Genomic DNA, 20,545 nt, shown 5'->3' on the forward strand with positions numbered 1-20,545 from the left:
CCGCAGGCGAACCGGTCAGGGGTAGACGGTGAGCGGCCGCGGCATCGACGCGTCCTGCGTGATCGGCAGCGCCGCGAGCACACTGCCGCCCTCGAAGCCGAGCAACGTGTGGAGCGTGGAACCACCCGGGTCGAGCGTGTAGAGCCCGCTGCCGGGAAGCGCGACCGAGGCGAAGGCGTGCGCGTCCACCTCCAGCGACTGCTCTCCATCGTCGCCGGAGACCGCGACCGTAACCGCCTCGTCGCCCGGGTTGTAGACGCTCACGCGCGGGTTGGGGCCGTCGGGCACCGCGAACAGCGTGGCGCGCTCGACCGGCGGCGCCGCGGCGTACCAGGCGTAGTCGGAGCCCGGCCCGAAGCCCGTCGCCTGCCAGGCGGCGGCGACGACCGGCTGATCGGCGTCGACGAGCACGGTGTACCGGCCAGCCGGAAGGCCGCCCAGATCGGCGGACTTCGGCTGATCGGCGGTCAGCGCGACCTCCTCGGGCGCGCGGACCGGAACGCCGCCGCCCTCCGGCAGGACGGTGACCGTCGCCGTGGCATCCGCCGTGGACAGCAGCCGGACGAGCCCGGAGGAGTTCTCCCCCTCACTCGCCTCGGGCGTGACGTTGACGCCCGGGAGGACCTGCGTCGCCGCCGGCGCGACCGCCGGCTGCAGGTCGATGCCGCCGGGCTCGAGCGTGCGCACGATGCTGGACTGGAGGGTGACGCGCACCGGCGAGCCGACCGCGGTGACCCGAACCGCTGGCGCTTCCTCGCCTCCGGCGATGCCGGCCAGCGGGATGGGCACCTGAGCACCGGCGGGGATCGCGATGGCATCGGCGCCGGCGGGAGTGGTGACGCCCTCGACTCCGAACACGTCCAGCGACACGACCGCGTTCGCGTCGGTCGGGTTCGCCACGAGCAGGATGCCCGTGGTCCCGGTGGCGACGTCGCCGCCGACGATCCAGGACTCCATCTGCGGCGCCCGGCACTCCGAGGCCGCGAACCCGCCGAGATCCATGTCGCGCGCCTCGACGGACGAGGCGGCGGCCGCGGGGACGGGCTCGCGGCCCTCCGGGGAGCGGCGGAACAGCGGCGCTGTCGCATCGGCGACACCGGAGAGCGTCAGCTCCCCCTGCTCGAGGCGCTCGCCGCTCGCGTCGCCGGAGATGACGGCGGCGTCGGCGGCCGCGCTCACCCCTGCGGCGTCCTCCGCGGAGCGCGCGAGCGCCAGCAGCGGCCCGTCGCACGCGAGCAGCACCTCGGCCGGTGCGGGAAGCACGTCGGTCGAGGGTGCGGCGGCGCCCACCGCGGGCCAGGGCGCCGCGCCAGCGCCGACGACCGCGGCCACGGCGGCCGCCGAGACGACCGCTCCCATGACGATGCGCGCCGATGTCGTCGCCCTGCTCATTCCGCCTCCTCGAATCCCGCCCCGATGACCCGGGGCTTGCGCCGCGCCGCCCGGTGCGAGATCGGCGTCGGCACGGCGAGCAGCAGTGCGACCGCCACCGCGATGAGCTGCGCCAGCGCGATGGCGCGGGCGGTCGCCTGGTCGTCGGCCGACAGGGGCGCTCGCGGCGAGCGCTCGGCGTCGACGCTCCACAGCACGCCGCGCGGCGTCTCCCCGACACGCACCAGCCCGCCGCGCTGGTCGATCGCGGTCGTCGCCGCGAGCCGCAGGGCGCGCGCGAGCTCGTCCTCCTCGTCGTTCGCGGCGAGGAGGACGAACGCGATGCCCTCGTCCGCGAGCCGTGCGGCGATGTCGCCGGCTGCGCCGGAGACGAGATCGGTCGACATCTCCGCGACCCGCACGTCGTCGTCGGAGACCACGGGCTGCGTGGACTGCAGCGTGGACTGCCCGCCCAGCGTCTCGCTCGACCCCCACACGAGCGACGCCGCGAGCCCGCCGTCGGCCTGCGGACTGAGGACGAGGGTGGCGAGGTCGTCGACGATCGCCGCCTGAGCGGAGACGTAGGCGGGCAGGGTGGTGTCACCGCCGCTCCGGAGCTCCGACTGCCCCCGGTGCACGGCGGTCAGGGCTGGCACGGCGGCCGCGCATACGCCGACGAGCGCGACGACGGCGACCGCCGCGCGCAGTCCGCGCCGAGCGAGACCGACGTCGAGGGCGACCGCCGCCGCGGCGACGAGACCCAGCCACGCGAGGCTGAGGGCCGACCCGGGCCAGACCGCCACGGGGGTCGACTGCGCCCAGGCGGGCTGCAGCGAGACGACCGCCACGGCGGACACGAGTCCGAGAGCCGCGAGCACGACCATCGCCGTGCCCATCCGCCACCGCCGCGTGAGCGGCGCGATCACCGCGGCGAGTGCGACCGGCGCGAGCAGCAGCGGGACCCACCAGGTCGAGGCCGGCAGTCCGAAGCCGGTGAGGAAAGCGCCCCATCCGCCGGGGTCGGGGGTCGGGAATCCGAGCGCGAGCCGCCACCGCTCCTCCGCTGCGATCGCGGGCGCCGCCCAGGGCTGGCCCGGGTCGGCGAGGAGCGCCCATGGGGTGCCGCGGCCGACCTGCGCGAGAACGACGGGGAGCGACAGCACCACCGCGGGCACCACCGTCCACACCACGCGGGCGACGGCGCGCGGGCGCCGCACGCAGGTCAGCACGAGCGCGATCGCCCACACCAGGATGAGCGCGGGGGCGAGCGACGGGGCGCACGCGAGGACGGCGGCGAGCAGCAGCGAGGCGCTGCCGGCGGCTCCCCACGAGCGGTGAGCGGCGGCGCCGGCGAACAGCAGCCAGGGCAGCAGGAGGTGCGCGATGACAGACGCGGGACGGGGATCGACGAGGGCCGAGAGGAAGCTGGGCGCGAACGCCCAGAGGAGGGCCATGACGACGCGGACGCCAGCGCGCGGCGTCACCCGCGTGGCGGCGAACCACGCACCCAGCACAGCCAGCGGCAGGGCCAGCAGCCACAGCACGAGGAGCGCGAAGGACGGGCTCGCCGGCCAGAGCGACCCGAGCAGGGCGGTGACGCCGGCGAACGGGTCGGCCGCCGATACGACGTGCAGCCCGACCTCGCGGCGCCCGTAGGCGGCTTCGGACCAGAGGCCCGAGACCGTGCGCTGCAGCGGCAGGAGCGCGCCCCCCGCGACCCCGGGCCACGACAGCAGCGCGAGGAACGCCACCACGCTCACGACGCCGGCGGCGAGCACGGCCCACGCGCCGCCGCCCGAGAAGAACCGCAGCTCGCTGCGCACGCGGGGCGCGTGGTGCGGATCGTGGCGCTCGCGCAGGTCCGCGCGCGTCACGCGGAGCGCCTCGACGCTCGCCCAGGAGCGGCTGCGAATGCCGCGGATGCGACGACGCGAGCGCGCGACCGCCCCCACGCGCACCATCGCGACGACGGCGGCCGCCCACTCCGCGGGCACGAACGCCGGCGCCTTGGCGATGAGCTGGACGACGGTCTTCCACAGCGCCAGCGGCAGGAACGAGAGCCAGTGCAGCACGACCGCCCACGCGGGCGCGTAGGCGAGTCGGCGATGCAGCTGCGCGAGGCGCTCGCGGTAGTCGTCGGCCATCCGCGCTCGATGCGGGGGCGGGACGGCGATGCGCGCGCGCGGCACGAGCGCCACGCGGCGGCCGGCGAGATGCGCGCGGACGCCCATGTCGAGGCCCTCATCGGCTCCGAGGAGCGCGGGATCCGGTGCGAGCTCGGCGGCGATGTCGCCGCGGACGAGGACGCCACGGACGTCCGCGCCCAGCACGTCGTCGAGTCCGTCGTACTGGCCCTGGTCGAACTCGCCGTCGGCGAGCTCCACGGAGCGCCCGAAGCGGGTCATGCTCCGCCCGAGCGAGACGATGCGCTCGGCATCGCGCTCGTCGACGAGCTTCGGCGCGGCGATCGCAATGGAGGGGCCGCGCTCGAGGGCCGCCGTCTGGGCGGCGAGCGCGCCGGCATCGGGTGTGGAGTCGTGCGCGAGCAGCCACACCGCGGCGCCGGGCGTCACCCGCCGCAGCGCGTAGCCGACAGCTCCCGCGAAGGTCGTGGCGGCCGAGGCTTCGACGATGCCCTCGGCGCCCGAGGACGACACGAGGTCGCGGAACGGCTCGAGCGATCCGCACACGACGACCGTGAGCGCGTCGACGGGCCGGCGCTGCGAGCGGATGGCCGCGAGGGTGCGTTCGAGGGCGGATGCGGCATCCGGTGAGGAGCGCGCGACGAGGACGGCGTGGACTGCGGCGGGCATGACCGGGCAAGCCTAAGCCGTGCGGCGCGCGGGGCCGGAGATCGGCGCGCCGAGGCGGCGCTTTCCCAGCCGGCGGGCGGTCAGCTCGCCTGGCGCTTGAGCTTGCGACGCTCGCGCTCGCTCAGACCGCCCCAGATGCCGAAGCGCTCGTCGTTCTGCAGGGCGTACTCGAGACACTCCGCCCGCACGTCGCAGGTCGCGCAGATGCGCTTGGCGTCGCGCGTGGAGCCGCCCTTCTCGGGGAAGAAGGCCTCGGGATCCGTCTGCGCGCACAGCGCATCGCTCTGCCACGCGAGCGCTGTCTCCTCCGCCGTCGCCGGCCGGACTCCCGGCACGCCGAGCTCGACCGGATCGACGAACCAGTCGTCGGGTACTCCCGATCGATACTGCGAAGGCGCCATCGTCGCTCTCCAACCCTTGTGTCTCCCCCACGCGGGCAGCGTGTGCACTTAATTACAACGGTGTGATTCGCAGAGGTCAAGTCGCAGATCGTAAACCCTGAAGGGAAGATCGAAGGTTCACCTGGTCCACCGGCGTGTCGCGGCGGCGGATCCCCGCGCGCTCAGGCGACGCCCGGCTCCGCCATGAAGACCTCCCCGTCGCCCGCGAACCGCAGCTGCGCGGTGTCGGGGGTCGCGAACACCGCGCGCCCCGGCCGCAGCGAGACCGCGTCGCCCCCGTCGGAGACCGTCACCTCGCCGGCGGCCGCGAGCACGATGGCGGCGCCGGTCGGGCGGAGCACGGCGGGCTCCTCGTGCGCCACCGCCACGTGCAGCAGGCGGAAGTCCGACACCGGCACGGCGAACGACTCCACGGAGCGGGAGCCGCGGTCGCCGGCCACCGGCAGCACGACCGGCACGGGACCGGGCTCGGGGTCCACGATGGCGAGCAGCTCCTCGACGTCGATCCGCTTGGGGGTGAGCCCGCCGCGCAGCACGTTGTCGCTGGCCGCCATGAGCTCGACGCCGAGACCCGCGACGTAGGCGTGCAGCATCCCCGCCCCGAGGAACAGGCCCTCGCCGCGACGCAGGACGACGTAGTTCATCAGCAGCGCCACGACCACGCCGGGGTCCTGCGGGTGGATGCTGGCGATGTAGCGGGCGTTGGCGAGCTCGGCGGCGAACTCCGTCGACTGCGCCTCCTCGAGCGCGGCGATGATCGCCGCGACGGTGTCGTCGGCATCTCCGCTGAGCAGCCAGCCGAGCGCGTCGCGCAGTCCCTCCGGGTCGCCCAGCCGGTCCCGCAGCGGCGCGGCCGACGCGCCGATCGCGTCCAGCAGGCGGCGCGTGGCCTCGAGCTCGCGCAGACCCGCCAGCGCCTCGAACCGGTCGCTCAGCGCGACGATGATCTCCGGCTTGTGGTTGTCGTCGACGTAGTTGCGCGCGGCGCCGGCATCGAGCCTCGATTCGCGCGCGAACCCCGCCTCCGCCTGCCGCTTCGTCGGGTGCACCTGGATGGACAGGGGCGCGCCGGCCGCGAGCAGCTTCAGGAGATAGGGCAGGCGCCCGCTCGGCGAGACCCGCACGCCGTTGTCGGCGATCCAGGCGTCCAGCGTGCGGCCGCTCCCATCCTCGACGTCCGCGGGGTCGGACGGATGATCCCCGAACCAGACCTCCGCCTCGGGGCCGGCGGCGGGGTCGCGGCCCTCCAGCGCGGCGATGAGCGAGCGGGAACCCCAGGCATAGTCCCTGGGAGCGTTGGCGAGGGGAACGAGCACGCCCCAAGCCTAGGGGGCGGGCATCGCGGTGACGGTAGCCTGGTGCGCGATGACGCAGCTGAGCCGGTACCCGGTCGCCGACCCGCCGACCGCGCCCGAGCGCGAGACCACGGGCCACCTCCTGCTGCGCGCCTACGCCGTGCTCGTCGTCTTCTCCGCCTTCGCGCATTCCTTCTGGTGGAACCTGCTGGGCTTCGCCGGCGGCGCCGTGTTCCTGGCCGCCCTCACGCTCGGCACCGTCGCGATCTGGGTCCCCCGGCTGGCCCGACGCCGCGCGCCCTTCCCGTGGCGCCGGCTCCCGTGGCTCGCACTCGGCTACGTGGCCCTCGCGCTCGTGTCGCTGGCCTGGTCGTCGTGGGCGGCCACCACCGCCGTCACGTGGCTGCTCCTCGCGGCGGCGACGCTGCAGGGCGTGTTCCTGGCCGACGTGCTCACGTGGCGCGAGCTGCTGCGCTGCCTGGAGATCGCGCTGCGCTGGGTGCTGGGGCTGTCTGTCCTCCTCGAGCTGTGGGTGGCAGCGGTGCGGCATCGCCCGCTGCTGCCGAACTTCACCGACGTGCCGCCGCACCCGGATCCGCACTGGTACTGGGTGCGGGGCAACCTTCTCGACCCGGTGCTCGACCCGGGGCGGCTGCAGGGGGCCGTCGGCAACGCCAACCTCCTGGGCATCCTCTGCCTGCTCGCGCTCATCGTGTTCGGCGTGCGCCTGGCCGACCGCGCCCCCTCGCCCGTGGTGCGCGCAGTGTGGATGGCCGTGGCCGCGTTCCTCCTGCTGCGCTCGGGGTCGGTGACCACCCTCGTGGCGCTCGTCGTCGTCGCCGTCGTGCTCGGGGCCATCCTGCTCATGCGCCGCGCGCGCAGCCCGCGAGCGCGCACCCGTCGCTACGCACTGTTCGCCGCGGTCGTCGTCGTCGGCGCGGCACTCGCCCTGCTCCTCCGCGACCGGCTCCTCGCGCTGGTCGGCCGCGGTGAAGACCTCACCGGCCGCGGCGCCATCTGGAGCGCCGTCCTCGATCGCGCCACCGAGCGTCCGGTCGTCGGCCACGGGTTCGCGAGCCCCTGGCTCCCCTGGGATCCCGCCTTCGACGGCTGGATCGTCGATCACGGCATCACCGTGTTCCACGCGCACGACATGTGGCTCGACGTCTTCCTGCAGCTCGGCGCGCTCGGCGTCCTCGTCGTGCTCGGCGTGTTCGCCGCACTCGTGTGGCGCTCGTGGTTCTTCGCCGTCGACCGGCCTCGCTGGGACATCCGCGCCGACCGCCCGTACCAGACGGTCTCGCTCCTCCCCCCGCTCGTCGTGGCGATGCTGCTCGTGCAGGGCCTGACGGAGTCGGGCCCCATCATGCTGTGGGGCTGGATGCTCGTGGTCGGGCTCTCGTTCAAGATCAAGGCGGCCCCGCTCGTCGACGTCGGGGCGGGCGAGGCGTCGGCTCCCGAGCGGCGACCGCTGCGGACCCGGCGCCGATGACCTCGTCCGCGCCGATGGGGGCGGCCGTGCGCCTCCTGCGCTCGGCCGACACCGCCCGCGCGTACACCCTGACCACGCTGCTGGCGGTGCTCGGTGCGCACGCGATCGAGAGCACCGCGGGATCCGTGACGCTCGGCACCATCATCGTGTCGCTCGATCTCCTCGGCGTCGCGATCGTCATCGCCCGGCGCCGCGAGCTGCGCCCGCTCGGCTTCGCACCCACGAGCTTCGTCGCGTTCCTCGCGTGGGCGCTGGTGTCGACCATCTGGTCGTACGACGACGACGCGACCCTGGGCGGATGGCTGTCCCTCGTCGGCTACGGATTCCTCGCGCTGGTCATCGCGCACATCCGCGACACCCTGCAGACCGTGCGAACGCTCGGCGACGTGCTGCGGTGGCTGCTGGCGCTGTCGCTGGGGCTGGAGATCCTCGCCGGCGTCCTCCTCGACATGCCGTTCCCCTTCCTCGGGATCGCCGGGGAGATCGCGAACGGCGGGCCGATCCAGGGCATCTTCGGCACGCGCAACCTGCTGGGCTTCGTCTCCGTCGTCGCGCTCGTGACGTTCCTCGTCGAGCGCCGCACGCGGTCGGTGCCGCAGGCGACGGCGGTGTTCTCGATCACGCTCGCCGCCCTGCTGGCCATCCTGTCCGCGTCGCCCACGGCGGTCGTCCTCGCCGGGTCGGTGGCGGTCGCGCTCATGGCGCTCGCCCTGGTGCGCAGCACACCTGCGCAGCGTCGGCGCTCGCTGCAGTGGACCCTGGCGGTCGCGGTCGCGCTCGGGCTCTCGCTGGCCTACGCGCTGCGGCACCCGATCCTGCGCTGGCTGGACGCGACGGCCGGCTTCTCGCTCCGCGCGGACCTCTGGAACGAGATCCTCAGCTGGGTGCAGATCCGGCCCATCCAGGGATTCGGATGGCACGGCACGTGGGAGGGCGACGCCTACCCGCTCAACGTCATAAACGTGCTCCTCGGCCAGTCGCACGCGTCGGCGCTGAACGCGTTCTTCGACGTCCTCCTGCAGCTCGGCTGGGTGGGGCTGCTGCTGTTCGCGGCGCTGTGCGGCGTCGCCTTCGTGCGATCGTGGCTGGTCGCGAGCGAGCGGAAGTCGACGGTGTACGCGTGGACGCCGGCCGTGCTCGTGGCGCTCATCGTCGACTCGATGTTCGAGAGCTTCACCCTCGACGGCGCCGGATGGCTCCTCCTGGTGCTCTGCGCGGTGCGGGCCGGCCAGTCCCGCTCCTGGCGGGAGAGCCTCGATCTGGTGGCGAGCGGCGGCGAATCCCAGGATCCGCTGGGGCCGGCGCGATAGGCTCGACGGCGGCCCGATCCCGGTGCCGATCCCGTCTCGCATCCGGAGCTCCGCCGTGGCACACGTCCTTCAGAGCGTGGTCTTCCCGCTCGACCGCGATCCCGACCTCCTGCCGCTGTACATCGACCCCGAGGTCTGGTCGACGATCGACGAGGAGCCGGTGCGCGTGTCCGACGTCGCGCACCTCGCCGATGTCCTCGGGCGCACCAGGGCGCGGATCCCGGCCGGCACGCGCGTGTCGTTCGCGACGTACTTCAACGCCTTCCCCGCGTCGTACTGGCAGCACTGGACCAACGTCCGCTCGGTGCGCCTGACCGTCCGCACGGAGGGCTCGGCGACCATCCTCGTCTACCGCTCCACCGGCGGCGCCGCTCAGCAGCGGATCGAGACGCAGGATGCGCACGGCGACGCGGAGACGGTCTTCGACATCCCGCTCACGCAGTTCAGCGACGGCGGATGGCTGTGGTTCGACATCGTCGCAGGCTCCGAGGACGTCGTCCTCGCGGGCGGCGAGTGGACCACCGAGCAGGAGCCCGCGCGCGCGGGCAAGGCCTCCCTCGGGATCACGACGTTCAACAAGCCGGACTACTGCGTCGGCACCCTCGGCGCGCTCGCCGACGCCCCCGAGGTGCTCGAGCTCGTCGACCGGATCTTCATCGTCGACCAGGGCACGCAGCAGGTCGCCGCGCAGGAGGGATACGCCGACGTCGCCGGCCGCCTCGGTGAGCAGCTGCAGGTCATCGAGCAGCCGAACCTCGGCGGCTCCGGCGGCTTCGCGCGCGCCATGCACGAGACGCTGCAGCGGCCCGAGAGCGACTTCATCCAGCTGCTCGACGACGACGTGCGCATCGAGCCAGAGTCCATCCGCCGCTCCATCACCTTCGGACGCTTCGCCACGCAGCCCGTCCTCGTGGGCGCGCACATGTTCGACCTCCTCAACCGGCCACGGCTGCACGCCTGGGCCGAGGTCGTCGACGAGCACCCGTTCATGTGGCGGAACCTCTTCCAGGAGGAGATGCCGCACGACTTCCGTCGCGCGAACATCCGTCAGACCCCGCTGCTGCACATGCGCATGGACGCCGACTACAACGGCTGGTGGATGTGCCTCATCCCGACCGAGGTGATCCGCGAGGTAGGGCTGGCGCTGCCGGCGTTCATCAAGTGGGACGACGCCGAGTTCTGCCTGCGTGCGGGCGAGGCCGGCTACCCGACGGTGTCGCTGCCGGGCGCCGCACTGTGGCACGTGTCGTGGATCGGCAAGGACGACTCCATCGACTGGCAGGCCTATTTCCACGCTCGCAACCGCATCGTCGCGGGGCTGCTGCACTCGAACGCGCCGCGCGGCGGCACGCTCATCCGCCACTCGCGCCGCGTGGACCTCAAGCACCTCATGATGATGCAGTACTACCCGGTGGCGCTGCGGAACCGCGCGCTGCGCGACGTGCTGCGCGGGCCGGGGCACCTGGCCGAGAACATCGCCACCGCGATGCCGGAGGCGCGCTCGCTCGCCGCCCGCTTCCCGGAGACCGTCGTCCACCGCGACCCCGCCGTCGTCATGCGCTCGCGCCGCGGCCGCCAGGTGTTCCAGCGGCTCAAGCAGCACGTCTTCGACAGCCCGACCGGGTGGCGGCTGCGGCTCTTCACGGCGCAGACGCTCCTGTCGCACTGGTTCCACGAGCCCGACCCCGCGAACGTCGCGCAGCCCGAGGTGGAGTTCGGCAAGGCCGACGCCCACTGGTGGCGCGTGCCGCTGTTCGACTCCGCCCTCGTGAGCGCGGCCGACGGGTCGGGCAAGAACATCTACACGCGCGACCGCCTGCTGTACCGGCGCATGCTGCTGGACTCGGTCCGGCTGCACGCGCGGCTGCGGCGCGAGTGGCCGCGGCTGCAGCGCGAGTACCGCCGGGCGCTGCCGGACCTCGTGTCCGAGGAGTCGTGGCGCAGCATCTTCGGGAGGCAGTCATGAGTGAGAAGCCGTCGGTCGTCGAGCAGACGTACGACCCGCGGGCGTTCGACCCCGCGTCGGCGACGATCGTCGTCGTCACCTACAACCGCTCTCACCTGCTGTCCAAGCTGCTGGTGTCGATCGGCGAGATGGACCCCAAGCCGGGCCGCGTCGTGATCGTCGACAACGCGTCGGCCGACGACACCGGCGACGTCGTGGCGTCGTTCCGCGAGCGCATCGGCACCGAGATCGTGTACCGGCGCCTCGAGGAGAACACGGGCGGCTCCGGCGGGTTCAGCGAGGGCATGCGCGTCGCGTACGAGCTCGGCTCCACATGGATCTGGCTCATGGACGACGACGTCGAGGTCCTCCCCGACGGGCTCGCTCGCATGGGCGTATGGGCGCCGCGGTTCAAGAGCATCCAGGGCCGCCGCTACGACTACGACGGCAGCGAGTTCTACTGGCAGTACCGCCTCTCGATCCCGCTGGGCATCCCGATCCCGTTCGCGCCGGCGGGCTTCGACGCGACGGGCTACCGCGAGATGAACTCCGGGTGCTTCGAGGGGATGTTCATCCACCGCGACATCGTGCAGAAGGTCGGGCTCCCCGACCCGCGCTTCTTCATCTACTGGGACGACTCCGTCTACGGATGGCTCGCCTCGCTGCACACGACGAGCGCGATCGTCGACGAGTTCGTGCTGCGCCGCACCCGCGAGATCAAGCAGTGGGACATGGGCGTCCGGCACCTCAACGCGTCCAGCAACGCCTACCGGTACTACATCATGCGGAACCGCGGCATCATGCGGCACTACTTCGCCGAGCACGGCGCATACCGCCCCGTGCGCTTCGCGCTCGGGACCGCGCTCACATTCGCCAAGGAGCTCGTCCGCCTGGTCGCCGTCGAGCGCACCGTCCGCGGCACGAGCAACCTCTTCCGCGGCATGCGCGACGGACGGCGGATCGCCAGGGACGCCTCGTGGCGTCCGATGCCTCCCCTCACCGCCGACGAGACGCGCTGACGCCATGCTCGACATCGCCGATGACGCGCGGATCGATCCCTCGGTCCAGCTGCTGCACCGCGACGGCGATCGCGACATCTCGGTGGGCGCACGCACGAAGATCTACCGCGGGACCGAGGTCCTCGGCCCCGTGGAGATCGGCGCTGACGTGTTCATCAACCGCGATGCGTACATCCGCCCGGGCACTCGCCTCGGCGACCGCGTGAACCTCGGGCCGTTCGTGAAGCTCATCACCGACACGCACGACATCGGCGGCCACGACAAGCGCGCGGGTGACGTGCGCCACGACCCCATCGTCGTGGGCGACGGCACGTGGATCGGCGCATCGGTCACGGTCGTCGGCGGTGTCACGATCGGCGCCGGCTGCGTCATCGCGGCAGGAGCCGTCGTGACGGAGGACGTGCCAGACGACACGCTCGTCGGCGGCGTCCCGGCCACGGTCATCCGTCGCCTGCGCTGACGCCCCGCCCCATCCCGCGACAATCCAGCTGCACCGCCACCATTCCGCCGGCGGCCGCATTGTCGCCGCGGAGTGGAATTGTCGCGGGGCTGAGCGGGCGCAGCGGCAGGGGGGTCAGAGCTCGCCGGGCGACATCGCCTGCTCGTCGAGCTCCTCGAGGATGTGCTGCGCGCGCGGCGAGCGCCGCGGCGCGTACACGACGAGGGCGTGGAACGCGTACCGGGCCACGAACGCCACCGCCAGCGTGATCGCGGCCGCGACGATGCTGGAGATGTGCCACGTCTCCACGAGCAGCGCCAGCACGGGGATCCGCACGAGAGCCTCTGCGTTGTTGAACGCGAACGACTTGCCGAAGCGCGAGCGGCGACGCGACGCCTCCCCCAGCAGCTCCCGGAAGACGAACCGCTCCTGCAGCAGGAAGTTGCCGATGATCGTCGTCTCGGCCGCGACGATCGCCGCCCACACGTACGCCAGGCCCGCATGGGTCAGCGCCCACATGATCGCGAGGTTCACCACCGCGCCGAAGCCGCCGATGACCGCGAACGCCGACATCTTGCCGAACCGGAGCGCGGCGAGCTGGGCGAGGAACCGGGCGCCCTGACGCACCGAGGCCTTGGACGACCCGGCCGCGCGCTCGGCGAAGTCGAACGGGATCTCCGCCGCCCGCAGCTGCTGGCGCGCGAGGATCTCGAGGAGGATCTTGAACCCGCGCGGCCGCAGCGGCGCAAGGTCGATGCGCGTGCGGTCGACGAGGAAGAACCCGGTCATCGGGTCCGAGCAGTCGCGCAGCCGGAGCGGGAACATCGCCTTCGTCAGCGCCGTGGTCGTGCGCGAGACGAGGTTCCGCGTGAGATCCGCGAGACCCGCGGCCGAGCCGTCCGCGACGTAACGCGAGGCCGCCACGACGTCGACGTCGCCCTCGCGGAAGCGCGCGATGAGATCGGCGATCTTCTCCGGCGGGTGCTGCAGGTCGCCGTCGATCACCACGCACACGTCGTACGCCGCGCGCTCGAGCCCCACGATCACCGCGCCGCTCAGGCCGCCTTCGCGGTTCTCGCGATGGATGGCCCGGACCGGCAGATCGACGAGGGCCGCGACCCTGCGCACCTCGTCCACGGTGCCGTCGTCGGAGTCGTCGACGAACAGCACCTCGCCCGCGATCCCCGCGAGCGCCGACTCGATGCGCCGCACCAGCGGCTCGACGTTCGGCGCCTCGTTGTATGTCGGCACGATGATCGTCGCACCGGCGAAGTGGTCGGTCGTCATCGCGTTCAGGCGTCGCTCTCGGTCGATCGCACCGGGGCTGCCGGCGCGGGTGCGTGATGTCGATTCTGCCAGCGGACGGGCGTCATCATCATCCCGGCCGCGAAGACGCCGGCGTAGACGAGCGGCAGCACGTAGCGCGGCAGGGCCACGGGACTCGCCACAAGGAAGGCGAGGTTCGCCAGCAGGGGCACGAGGGCGAGGATGTGCAGCGCGCGGCGACGGCGGATGGCGTAGGCGAGCGCGATGAGGGGAACCCACGACGCGTAGAAGGCCTTCGAGGACAGCGGGTCGCGCTCGGCGATGGCGTCGGTGGCGCGGTTGACGGCTGTTCTCGCGTGGTCGAACCCGGATGGCGCGTCGAGTCCTTCCACGACGGCGACGATCTCATCCCGCGTGGTCGTGGGGAGCGCCCGCTCCTCCCAGTAGTCGATGTAGCGCTCCAGCGTCAGCGTGTTCTGGAAGGCCATCGGCGACACCGGCGCGAAGTACTCGAAGGTGTTGGCTGCGGTGGCGGACACCGCCGTCGCCGGATAGCGGAACAGCTGCGCGAACCAGACCTCGAGGTAGGCGCGCATCTCCTCCGACGTCGCGTCCTGATCCCAGCGGCCCTTCACGGAGTCGGAGCGACGCGGGACGTACGCCTGCGCCAACCCGTCGTACCGGAGCACGTCATCGATGGCCTCCCGCTCGTCGGCGGGGATCTCGTCGCCGTGAGCGGCGACGATGCGCGCGGTCTGCTGGACGGGGATCGTGAGCATGTCGGTCGCGGTGCTGGGCGCGATGCCCATCGCGGGGAGGACGAGCATCGGCCAGACGACGTTCGTCACGAGGAGCGCGCCCGCGGTGCCGAGCGCGATCCGAAGCCGGGCTCCCCTGGCCGCGATGACGAGGAGCACGACCGCGCAGATCACGACGAGGTACACGTTGGTCCGCTTGGCCAGGATGAGCGGGATGATGAGCGCGAGAGCCGCAGCCGCCATCCGCGGGTCGCGCAGCACGCGCCCTCGGGTGCGGACGGCCTCGACGAAGAGCACGAGGAAAGGCACCCAGAACACCGCGGCGAACGCGTCCTTGCTCATCACCGACGGAGCGGCCATGAACACCGGCAGCAGGGCGGCAGCTGCCGTGAGCGCCCAGCGGGCGACCCGCGGCAGCCCCAGCCAGCCGAGGTAGGTGAGCACCAGCGCGAGGCCCGCAGCCGTCGCCGCCTCCTGCAGCAGCAGGTAGACGAACAGGCCGGCCCCGTCGTTCCCGACGGCAGACCCGAGGTCCCAGAACCAGCCGAACACCATCGTGTCGAACCAGGGATGGTGGTCGGTCTGCGCCAGGAGCCCCATCCACTGCAGGCGCTGGGTGATCGTGTCACCGTCGACGTTGCCGGGGAGGTGCAGGAGCAGCCACGGCAGCCAGCCCGCCAGCAGGACGCCCGCCGTGGGGAGGAGACCGCGGCGAGCGGCGTCCCGGAACGACGTGGCGGCCGTCGCGCGCACGGCGCCGAACCGGTCGAGCCAGCGGAACAGCAGCGTCAGGGGAACGGCGAGGAAGAAGGCCAGTCCCACGGCGACGATCACGCTGCCGAGGGCCGCCCCGGGTGACGAGGCGAACCACCGGGCGCTGTCGGTGGCGTCGTACGAGGCTCCGACGACGACGAACGCCGACAGCACCCCCGCGGTCGCCGCGGCCGGCGCATCCCACAGCTGCCGCAGCCGCGCCCCGCCGCTCACGCGTCGACTCGAGGTCGTGTCCGAGGCGCCCGCCCGCGCGCGACCGCGGCGACCGCCACGACGATCGGGACCGTCGCGTAGAAGCCGAGGGCGTAGCGCATCCCGCCGGAGACGGGCCCCGCGAGGAACGTCGCCATGAGGGCCGCCGCAGGGAGGGCGAACGCCGCCTCCACGCCCGCGCGGCGCCGCCACAGCACCACCAGCGCGACGATCCAGATCCACGTGATCACACCGGGCGAGAGCGTGAGGCCGACCACGGGGATGGCCCGGTACCCCTCGTCGAGGAGACCATGCCGCTCGACGAGCGCGGCGATCCCTCCCGGAGGGTCGACCTCGCCGTCGGCGCCCGAGCGCGTGAACGGGATGTCGAGGCGGATGCCCCGCACCTCGTTCCACGACCCCTGCACGACGCCGTCGTACGAGGGCGCTCCGGGCGCCCAGTAGCCCACGGTGTTCGCGAGCGTCGCGGTGACCGCCGACCCCGGGTACGTCGTCACGAGCCGCGCCCAGCCGGCCAGGAACTCCCCCGTCGTGCGGCTCTCCCACGCGGTCCGCGCATCCAGCTTGATCGGGTCGGCGAACCCCGGGATGTAGTGGTCGCCGACGTCGTCGACGCTCCATTCCGTGAAGATCGAATCGACGAACGCGCGGTCCTCGGCAGACATCTCGTCGTGGTGGTCGTGGGCGATGCGCGCGATCTGCTGCAGGGGCACCGACCACGCCTCGGTCTTCGGACCGGGCTGCACGCCGAGCGCGGCCGAGAGCGGGAAGGCGTACAGCGCGTAGGCCACGACGCAGCCGGCGAGCAGGGCGAGCACGCGCTTCCACTGATGTCGGAAGGGGATGACCAGCAGCGCGACGCCGAGCAGCACGACGTGGACGCCGTTGTTGCGCAGCACCATCGTGGCCACCCCGGCCGCCAGCACGAGGCCCCAGGGCCACCACGCGCGGTCACCGCGCCGGACCGCGCGCGAGACCTCGACGATCCCCACGAGGAAGACGACGAACGCCGACATGAAGGGGATGTCCTTCACGACCGTGATGGCGGCCATCCCGAGCACCGGCAGCAGCGCGACCCACGCCCACAGCGCCCACCACGTGCGCGGGCCGACGCCCCACACCGCGATCCGCCACAGCAGGAACGCGAAGGCGGCGCTGCTCGTGAGCACCTGCACGGAGGCCGCCAGCGCGAGCGCGGCCGCATCCCCGAGGCCGAGCAGCTGCCACACGCCGTTCCATGCCGCGATGACGAGAGAGTGCCCCACCGGCTCGTACGACTCCCAGGGGCCGAGGCCGCGTGCGTACGACAGGCTCCGGTACGTGTCGAAGAAGATGAGACCCGGCCACCAGGCGAGGAGGTACGGCAGACGGCAGAGGACGATGAGTGCCCAGAGGATGGCGAGCGAGCGCCACGGGCGCGGGCGCGCGAGGGACGCCGGGAAGCGGGTGAAGACGCCGGCCGCCGGCGACGGGCGGCCGCGGTCCGGGTTCCGGTCCGCGAGATGGAGGACGATGGCGAGCCCGACGGCGGCGACGTACGCGGTGCCGAGGATGTGCACGACGCTCCAGCCGGACGGGCGCAGCAGCCACAGATCCGCCTCCTCGCGGAGGAGGGAGAGCCCCGCGAGCTCGGCGATCGCGATGACCGCGCCGAGGGGCGCCGCCCATCTCCAGATCTCCCGGGGCAGCCATCCGATCGCCCACCAGCCGCCGGCGGCGAGTGCGGCGAACGCGGCGAGCGCGACGAGCCCGCCGCCGTCCAGCACCTCCGAGAGGCTCCCCGGTGCGGTTCCCGCGCACAGCGCGAGCGTCGCGACGAAGGCGCCCGCCGCGGCGATGAGGACCCGCACGCGTCAGACCTCCGGCTCGCGCCAGCCGCGCCACTGCTCGAAGGACCCGTTGAGGAGCTGGGAGTCGCTGCGCTCCCAGGTGTGCTTCGAGGAGTGGCGGATGTACATGTAGCCGAGGGAGTGCGTGCGGTATCCGATCCCGCCCTGGCTCTCCACGCGGATGAGCACCGACCGGTCCGTCGAGTTCGGCGTGGGACGCCATCCGCCGAGCGCGTCGAACGCCGCGCGCGAGAGCAGCATGGCTCCGCCGGCGACCTGGTCGTGGTAGCGCTCGGTGGCGAACGTGCGGTGCACGGTCTGCTCGACCTCCTCGAAGAAGAGGTACTCGGTGGTCTTCCCCACCACGTCGGCGCGTGAGTAGATGTGCGCGAGCACGAGGTCCCAGACGTGGTGCTCGCTGTACCAGTCGTCGTCGTCGAGCTTCGTGATGAGGTCGCCCGACGAGCGGCGCACGCCCTCTGCCAGGGCGGCGCCGAACAGCACGGTGCGGGGGACCTCGACGACGGTGACGTCGAGCCCGTCGAGATCCAGCGCGGAGAGATCCGGTGCGGCGACGCCGTGCGCGACGACGACGACCTCCATGTGCGGGTACGTCTGCCGCGCCATCATCTGCAGGACGCCCGGGATGAGCTCGGCGCGCATGGTGGAGAGCACCACGCTCACCGACGGGAGGTAGCGCGAGCCGGTGCGGTGCTCGATCGCCGACGCGAGGCGCAGGAACCCGCCGTGGTCGTGCATGGCCGCTCGGCGCAGCTCGACCGAGCGCCGCTCGCGCTCGAGTCCCATGGCGGGGCGGTAGGGGCGGCGGATGGCGGTGGTGATCCGCGGGGACAGCTGCTCGGGAGCGATCTCCACGTTCTCGGGAAGGGAGTGGAGGATGACGCCGGCGGCCGCGAGCTCGGCGAAGCGAGAGAACAGCCCCTCGGGCACCGGCTTCGCCAGCCCGCGCAGCGGCGACAGGTCGACGCCCTCGACGTTCCGCACGGCGGCGACTTCACCCGCGCGCATCGGCTCGGCGATCGGGAAGACGATGGGCGCGGCGTCGTCTCCCGCGAGGCCCGCCAGTCGGATGAGGCCGCGCTCCCGATCAATGAGGAGGCGGCGGGCGCGCGGCGACGGCTTGAACCCGAGGATCCGCCCGACGGGGTTGTGCACGTTGAGGTCGATGACGGGCCGGTGCACGCGCGGAGACCCCAGCAGGGCCTCGCTCACGGTGAGCTGATGCACGGCGTCCTCGGCCTCGCGAGCCGGATCCGTCTCGGCCGTGAGCAGGACGTCGGCCTTCCGCAGGTGCACGCCGGCGAGCGCGGGGGCGATGGGGTCGAGCTGGGGAACGCGACGGCTCGGCAGCAGCGGCAGGGCGTCGATGCCGGCGCTCGAGTCCACCGCGAGCAGCGGGAAGCCGGCGCCGGGATAGGCCGGCGCGGGCGCGAACGCGGGGATGAGCGCGTCGAGCACGCGGGCGACGGGGAGCGGACGCCGCAGGGTCACGTGAGCGGAGGCACGGCGGCGCTCCGGGTCGCAGCTGACGGACACGGTGTGCGAGTCGTGGAGGGGCGCGGCCTGTCCGCGCCAGCGCGGCGACGGCGCCTCCCAGCGGTCGATCTGCACGCGCAGGTCGTCGGTCGTCGCCTCCCCGGCGGCGGCGATGAGCCGTCGCAGGCCGTCGACGTCCGTCACCCGCGCCCGCACGGGCTCCGAGGCCGATGCGAAGACCGGCGCGGCATCCGTCACGACGCGGCCGCCGTCTCGGTCCGGGGCGTCCTGCGGGAGGGGGCGGCGGAACCAGCGGCGGGCGGGCATGTGCGGATCGGCTCCCGGATTCTGCGGTCGGATGGCCGCGGGCGCGGCCCGAGGAGTCTACCGTGTGCCCCTCTCCCGCCCGTGCGAGCGCGGACGGGAGCGCGCCCACCGGTCTCCGAGACTGCTCCCCATAGAATGGCGCGGTGACCAGGCCCGCCGCATCCCCCGAGCCCGCCCCGATCGTCTTCCAGAACCAGTGGCGCGACGTCTTCGACGGCACGCTGCCCGACGACTGGGAGCCGACGAAGTCCGTCTCCGTGGTGATCGCGTCGTACAACAGCGCGACGCTCCCCCTGACGCTGGCGTCGCTCGCCGCCCAGGACTACCCCGAGGACCTCCTCGACGTGGTGGTCGTGGACGACGGCAGCGAGCCGCCCGTCGAGCTCGGGGACGTGGTTCCGAAGAACATCCGGCTCATCCGCGTCGAGGAGGGCTGGGGCCGCTCGAATGCGACCGACATCGGGATCAAGGCCACCTCGGGCGACATCATCTACTGGGTCGACTCCGACATGATCCTGTTCCGCGACAACGTGCGCCAGCACGCCAAGTGGGCGCACTTCATCCCCGAGGCCGCGACGATCGGCAACAAGGGCTTCATCGAGGCGTGGGACTACACGCCCGAATCCGTCTTCGAGAAGGTGACCGACGGCACGATCGGCGATGACTACGACCGGTCGGAGCTGCACGAGCACTGGTCCATCCAGATCTTCCGCGACACCGACGACCTCAATACCTCGCACGGGCGCAACTACTCCACGCACATGGGCGCCTGCGCCTCCGTGACCCGGGAGGTGTACGACCGCACGTTCGGTCAGGACACCCGGCTGCACCTGGGCGAGGACACCGAGATCGCCTACCAGCTGTGGCAGGCCGGCGCGGTGTTCATCCCCGTCGAGGAGGCGCTCACCTGGCACCTCGGGCGCGGCACCGTGCAGGACCACGCGGTCAAGGTGGCGTGGCACAACGACGTCCACTTCGCGCAGCGCATGCCGATCCCCCGGTACCGCCGGAAGGCCGACAACCGCATCTGGGAGGTGCCGCTGGTCAAGGTCGTCATCGAGGTGACGCCGGAGACCGCCTACCTCGCACGCAACTGCGTGGACCGCGTGCTCAACAGCACCCTCACCGACGTGCACGTGGTGCTCGTCGGGCCGTGGTCGCAGCTCCACGAGGGGCGCCGCCGCATGCTGGCCGACCCGATGAACGAGCTGTACCTCGTGCGCGAGTGGCTGCGCACCGACAACCGCGTCATCTTCGCGGAGGAGATGCCGGAGACGGTCTTCCCGGCTCCGTACCGGGTCGACCTGCCGATCACCGCTGGCGTCACGAGCGACAGCCTCATGCAGATGTACCGGCAGATCGACGGCAACCGTCTCGGCGCCGTCCGCTACTTCACCCCGGGGCACACGAAGGACGACTCGGCCACGATCTGGGACAGCGCAGCTCTGGCCCGTGCGCGCCGCTACCGCGGCGAGGGCGACGCCATCGAGGACCTCGTCGACCGGGTCTGGGGCTTCGAGTGGGGCTCCAACGACACCGCGCAGCTGATCGATCTGCGCGAGGCCGATCTGTCAGCGCGGGTCACGCGCGTGGAGCCGCGCATCGCCGAGCTCGAGGCGGAGGTCGCGGCGCTGCGCGCTCGCGAGGCGGCACCGGCGGCATCGCTGGCACGCCAACTCGCGCAGCGCGCGAACGCCGCGTCGGGCGGGCGCCTCGCCCCCGCCGTGCGCGACGTGAACGCCCGTCTCGGCGGCGCTCCCGCCGCCCTCGTCCGGCGTCTGCGCCGCAGGGGCTGA

The 20,545-nt window shown here is 72.8% G+C and carries 14 protein-coding genes; 6 read left to right on the top strand and 8 right to left on the bottom strand.

Annotated elements, in window-relative coordinates:
• Positions 1-15 precede the first annotated feature (15 nt).
• The 4 genes from QWJ90_RS03095 to manA all read right to left on the bottom strand — a co-directional run bounded on the left by QWJ90_RS03095 (position 16) and on the right by manA (position 5,901).
• Positions 16-1,392 (bottom strand): DUF5719 family protein, encoded by a 1,377-nt coding sequence (locus tag QWJ90_RS03095; protein WP_290106125.1) that lies wholly within the window; start codon positions 1,390-1,392, stop codon positions 16-18.
• Positions 1,389-4,184, bottom strand: a complete 2,796-nt coding sequence (locus tag QWJ90_RS03100) for a glycosyl transferase (protein ID WP_290106127.1) — start codon at positions 4,182-4,184, stop codon at positions 1,389-1,391. Before QWJ90_RS03100 ends, QWJ90_RS03095 begins: the two co-directional genes overlap by 4 nt.
• Positions 4,185-4,264: 80 nt before the next feature.
• The gene (locus QWJ90_RS03105; RefSeq protein ID WP_290106128.1) at positions 4,265-4,585 is read right to left on the bottom strand and encodes a WhiB family transcriptional regulator; all 321 of its coding nucleotides are present in this window, start codon (positions 4,583-4,585) and stop codon (positions 4,265-4,267) included.
• Positions 4,586-4,746: 161 nt separating this feature from the next.
• Positions 4,747-5,901 carry a mannose-6-phosphate isomerase, class I gene (manA, locus tag QWJ90_RS03110; RefSeq protein WP_290106129.1) on the bottom strand — a complete coding sequence of 385 codons (1,155 nt, stop codon included), beginning with the start codon at positions 5,899-5,901 and terminating at the stop codon, positions 4,747-4,749.
• A 49-nt stretch (positions 5,902-5,950) separates the two neighbouring features.
• Here manA and QWJ90_RS03115 point away from each other — a divergent pair, with 49 nt between their 5' ends.
• The 5 genes from QWJ90_RS03115 to QWJ90_RS03135 are packed head-to-tail and all read left to right on the top strand — an operon-like array spanning position 5,951 to position 12,106.
• The gene (locus tag QWJ90_RS03115) at positions 5,951-7,372 is read left to right on the top strand and encodes an O-antigen ligase family protein (RefSeq protein WP_290106130.1); all 1,422 of its coding nucleotides are present in this window, start codon (positions 5,951-5,953) and stop codon (positions 7,370-7,372) included.
• A complete protein-coding gene (locus QWJ90_RS03120) occupies positions 7,369-8,682 on the top strand; it encodes an O-antigen ligase family protein (RefSeq protein WP_290106131.1) in 1,314 nt (437 codons plus the stop codon). Before QWJ90_RS03115 ends, QWJ90_RS03120 begins: the two co-directional genes overlap by 4 nt.
• 55 nt (positions 8,683-8,737) lie before the next feature.
• Entirely contained in the window at positions 8,738-10,648 is a 1,911-nt protein-coding gene (locus tag QWJ90_RS03125; protein ID WP_290106132.1) for a glycosyltransferase, read from the top strand.
• Positions 10,645-11,646, top strand: coding sequence for a glycosyltransferase family 2 protein (locus QWJ90_RS03130; RefSeq protein ID WP_290106133.1), 1,002 nt, complete (start codon positions 10,645-10,647; stop codon positions 11,644-11,646). The genes QWJ90_RS03125 and QWJ90_RS03130 overlap by 4 nt, the downstream gene beginning before the upstream one ends.
• Before the next feature lie 4 nt (positions 11,647-11,650).
• The gene (locus QWJ90_RS03135; protein WP_290106134.1) at positions 11,651-12,106 is read left to right on the top strand and encodes an acyltransferase; all 456 of its coding nucleotides are present in this window, start codon (positions 11,651-11,653) and stop codon (positions 12,104-12,106) included.
• Between the two features lie 114 nt (positions 12,107-12,220).
• On the opposite strand, the gene QWJ90_RS03140 is transcribed toward QWJ90_RS03135, so the two are convergent.
• The 4 genes from QWJ90_RS03140 to QWJ90_RS03155 are packed head-to-tail and all read right to left on the bottom strand — an operon-like array spanning position 12,221 to position 18,749.
• Positions 12,221-13,372 (bottom strand): glycosyltransferase, encoded by a 1,152-nt coding sequence (locus tag QWJ90_RS03140; protein WP_290106135.1) that lies wholly within the window; start codon positions 13,370-13,372, stop codon positions 12,221-12,223.
• Positions 13,373-13,377: 5 nt separating this feature from the next.
• Positions 13,378-15,096, bottom strand: coding sequence for a DUF6020 family protein (locus tag QWJ90_RS03145; RefSeq protein WP_290106136.1), 1,719 nt, complete (start codon positions 15,094-15,096; stop codon positions 13,378-13,380).
• Entirely contained in the window at positions 15,093-16,946 is a 1,854-nt protein-coding gene (locus QWJ90_RS03150) for a DUF6020 family protein (RefSeq protein ID WP_290106137.1), read from the bottom strand. Before QWJ90_RS03150 ends, QWJ90_RS03145 begins: the two co-directional genes overlap by 4 nt.
• Positions 16,947-16,949: 3 nt before the next feature.
• Positions 16,950-18,749 (bottom strand): glycosyltransferase, encoded by a 1,800-nt coding sequence (locus tag QWJ90_RS03155; RefSeq protein WP_290106138.1) that lies wholly within the window; start codon positions 18,747-18,749, stop codon positions 16,950-16,952.
• 143 nt (positions 18,750-18,892) lie between these two features.
• On the opposite strand from QWJ90_RS03155, the gene QWJ90_RS03160 reads away from it, so the two are divergent.
• Complete coding sequence (locus tag QWJ90_RS03160) at positions 18,893-20,545, top strand: glycosyltransferase (RefSeq protein ID WP_290106139.1); 1,653 nt, start codon at positions 18,893-18,895, stop codon at positions 20,543-20,545.

Source organism: Microbacterium oryzae (assembly GCF_030406385.1).
GTDB lineage: Bacteria > Actinomycetota > Actinomycetes > Actinomycetales > Microbacteriaceae > Microbacterium > Microbacterium oryzae_A.

Bases quoted from the DNA above. Each gene is read 5' to 3' on its own strand.
- QWJ90_RS03130 (WP_290106133.1), top strand. From the start codon at position 10,645: ATGAGTGAGAAGCCGTCGGTCGTCGAGCAGACGTACGACCCGCGGGCG.
- QWJ90_RS03095 (WP_290106125.1), bottom strand. From the start codon at position 1,392: ATGAGCAGGGCGACGACATCGGCGCGCATCGTCATGGGAGCGGTCGTC.
- QWJ90_RS03140 (WP_290106135.1), bottom strand. From the start codon at position 13,372: ATGACGACCGACCACTTCGCCGGTGCGACGATCATCGTGCCGACATAC.
- QWJ90_RS03120 (WP_290106131.1), top strand. From the start codon at position 7,369: ATGACCTCGTCCGCGCCGATGGGGGCGGCCGTGCGCCTCCTGCGCTCG.
- QWJ90_RS03105 (WP_290106128.1), bottom strand. From the start codon at position 4,585: ATGGCGCCTTCGCAGTATCGATCGGGAGTACCCGACGACTGGTTCGTC.
- QWJ90_RS03155 (WP_290106138.1), bottom strand. From the start codon at position 18,749: ATGCCCGCCCGCCGCTGGTTCCGCCGCCCCCTCCCGCAGGACGCCCCG.
- QWJ90_RS03135 (WP_290106134.1), top strand. From the start codon at position 11,651: ATGCTCGACATCGCCGATGACGCGCGGATCGATCCCTCGGTCCAGCTG.
- QWJ90_RS03115 (WP_290106130.1), top strand. From the start codon at position 5,951: ATGACGCAGCTGAGCCGGTACCCGGTCGCCGACCCGCCGACCGCGCCC.
- QWJ90_RS03100 (WP_290106127.1), bottom strand. From the start codon at position 4,184: ATGCCCGCCGCAGTCCACGCCGTCCTCGTCGCGCGCTCCTCACCGGAT.